The following is a 2,943-nucleotide window of genomic DNA, read 5'->3' as shown; positions in this document are numbered from 1 at the left end:
GGGGTGGGGCGTCCTGCCGGTGGCGCTGGTGCTCGTCGGGCTGGGGTGGCTGCTGGCTCTGCCGGTGCTGCTGTGGTGCGCGGCGGGGTGGGTGGCCGTGGCCTCCCCGGTGGTGTGCGCGCTGGCGCGGGACGCCTACCGGGCGCTGGGGTACGCGGTGCGGGGGCGCCATCTGGTCGTACGGTCCGGGACGTTCGGACGGGAGACGGTGGCCCTCGACCGGAGTTCCGTACAGGGGTGGACATTTACCGATACGCCCTTTGCGGTCCGGGCAGATGTGTCCACTCTCACTGCCGCGGTCCCCGGTGGGGAGGATGAATACCGCATACGGGACATCCCGGCGGCCGAGGCGGCGGAGTTCGCGGAATATGTCGCTCCGGGGATCGTTCGTGAGTTCTTGATCCGCATGTCCGACTGAACGTACTGCCGTACATTCGCACCCAACTTTTTTGTTATCTGCCGACCGACGCCCGGTCTCCTAGGTGTCGGATCGAGCGCCAATTGTGGCGGGTGCGGAAAGAGGTGCGGGCGTGAAGAGTGTGAGCGTGGCCGTGATCGAGGCGGCGCGTGCCGGGGACACGGCGGCACAGGACGAGCTCGTCGCCACCCACCTGCCACTCGTCTACAACATCGTCGGCCGGGCCCTGAACGGCCACGCGGACGTCGACGACGTGGTGCAGGAGACCATGCTCCGGGTGATCAACGGCCTGGACGGGCTGCGGGACGCCGCGAGCTTCCGCTCCTGGCTGGTCGCCATCACCATGAACCAGATACGCAGCCACTGCCGGGAGGAGCGCCCCGAGGCTCCCGTCAGTGGCCTGCAGGAGGTGGTCGGCGAAGTTCCCGACCCCAAGGCCGACTTCGTCGACCTGACCATCGTCCGGCTGGGGCTGGAGGGCCAGCGCAGGGAGGCCGCCGAGGCCACGCGCTGGCTGGACGAGGGGGAGCAGGAGGTCCTGTCCCTGTGGTGGCTGGAGGCCGCCGGCGAGCTGAAGCGCGCCGAGGTCGTCGCCGCGCTCGGGCTGACCCCGCAGCACACCGCCGTCCGGATCCAGCGGACGAAGGCGCAGCTGGACGTCGCCCGCGGCGTCGTCCAGGCGCTCGCCGCGTACCCGCGCTGCGAGCGGCTCGGCGAGGTCGTCGCCACGTGGGACGGCGTTCCGTCCGCGCTGTGGCGCAAGCGCGTCGCCCGGCACGTGCGCGGCTGCGGCCGCTGCACGGGCGCCCTGTCGACGCTGGTCCCGGCCGAGGGCCTGCTGGTCGGCCTCGGTCTGGTGCCGGTCGGCGGAGCCCTGCTGGGCTGGTGGGGCGGCGGTGCCGTGGTGCCGGGCGAGCCCGTGGGGTACGCGTCGGCGGCGCACCCGGCCGCCGCGCCGGCCGCGCCGGGTGCTCCGGCTGCTCCGGGCGGCGGCCGGGCGGGCGGTCACCGCGCGGGCGGCGGGCGGTCGCGCACGGGCCGGAAGGCCGTGCTCGGGGCGGGCGTCCTCGCCCTGATCGCCGGCGGTGTGCTGGGCGGCGGGTACCTCATGGAGGACTCCCCGGGGACGACCGTCAAGACGGAGGCCGTGGACTCGTCCGGCAATCTGAAGCAGCTGAACGCCCGGGAGCCCATGCCCATCCGGTCGAGCCCGTCGGTCTCCGCCTCGCCGAGCGCCTCGGCGTCCGCGTCCGCGTCGGCCTCGGCGAGCGCCTCGCCGAGCGCGTCGGCGAGCGCGTCGCCGTCGGCCAAGGCCTCCGAGTCCCGCGCGGACGAGCCCGCGTCCGAGCGCCCGGCCGCCCCGGCCCGGACCCGTGCGCCCAAGCCGTCCGGCGGCGACGGTTCCATGGCCGCGCAGGTGGTGGCCCTGGTCAACGCCGAGCGGGCGAAGGTGGGCTGCTCGGCCCTGACCTCCAACAGCCTCCTGGACGCGGCCGCCCAGGGCCACTCCGACGACATGGCGGCCCGGGGCTTCTTCGACCACACCAACCCCGACGGCAAGGGCCCGGGCGACCGCATCACCGCGGCCGGTTACCGCTGGAGCACCTACGGCGAGAACATCGCCTACGGGCAGCAGGACGCGGCGTCGGTCATGGACTCGTGGATGCACAGCGACGGCCACCGCAAGAACATCCTCAACTGCTCCTTCAAGGAGATCGGCGTCGGCATCAACAAGGCGCCGGGCGGTCCGCGCTGGACCCAGGTGTTCGGCGCGCGCTGAATCCCGCTCGTTCAGCCCTATGTTGATGGTTGAATTATGCGGGTGACTGACCGCCGATTTTCATATCGCGGTAAATGTCCGAGCGTGCCCGGGAGTTACCCGGGCGCGCGTCGCCATGGGGCGCCCGCATTTCACCACCAGCAACTCGGCCATGGCATTGTGATGATGTGTTCGTCATATTTACTCTCTTCGTGCGGCCGGGGATCGAAAGATCCGGGGGCCGTCCCCTCCCCGCATGAGTAGTGGTGTGCGCGTGCGGGAGAGGGCGCTCCCATCGGTCGTGAGCAGGTGACCTGCGGTTCATCGTCCCCATCGCAGAGAAGGAGAACGCCATGACGTACGAGCGTCCCACCATCGCCAAGGCCGGCGGCTTCCGTAAGGTGACGGGCCTGGCCAGCAAGACCGCGAAGGACGTTCTCGGCGGTCACAACCTCGTCTGAGGCGGCCGAAAGGGGCCCGCTGTCACTGGTCGAGTCCAATGAAGAATGACCGGTGACGAGCGGGAGGGCCCCCGGAATCGGGGGGTGAGGGCCATGGGCCATTCACCCCCCGATTTCCATCCGTTTCCATCCGTTTTCCGCGCAGTGCCGGAATGCCGCCCGGATCGACGGCCGGAGGTGTTTGTGCATGGACCGCTCCTCGTCCCTGTCCGCCCTGCCCAGCTGGTTCCTCGTCCTGCCCGACACCGCCGCCGAGGCGGTCACGGAGATCGCGGCACGGGCCCGCCCCCACGCGCCCCAGAACG

At 71.4% G+C, this 2,943-nt stretch carries 3 protein-coding genes; all 3 read left to right on the top strand.

What is annotated here, in order from left to right; translation table 11 throughout:
* The coding region (locus tag K6I33_RS33845; protein WP_229358631.1) for a PH domain-containing protein at window positions 1-418 on the top strand (418 nt) is incomplete at its 5' end.
* Between the two features lie 112 nt (window positions 419-530).
* The gene (locus tag K6I33_RS33840; protein WP_229358629.1) at window positions 531-2,198 is read left to right on the top strand and encodes a sigma-70 family RNA polymerase sigma factor; all 1,668 of its coding nucleotides are present in this window, start codon (window positions 531-533) and stop codon (window positions 2,196-2,198) included.
* 332 nt (window positions 2,199-2,530) lie between these two features.
* Window positions 2,531-2,638, top strand: coding sequence for a keywimysin-related RiPP (locus K6I33_RS33835; RefSeq protein WP_126914222.1), 108 nt, complete (start codon window positions 2,531-2,533; stop codon window positions 2,636-2,638).
* Window positions 2,639-2,943: the final 305 nt, after the last annotated feature.

This window comes from Streptomyces sp. UNOB3_S3 (assembly GCF_020740895.1).
In the GTDB taxonomy this organism is placed as follows: domain Bacteria; phylum Actinomycetota; class Actinomycetes; order Streptomycetales; family Streptomycetaceae; genus Streptomyces.
The sequence above is the reverse complement of the archived record's forward strand: the minus strand, read 5'-3'. Positions and strand labels throughout refer to the sequence as shown.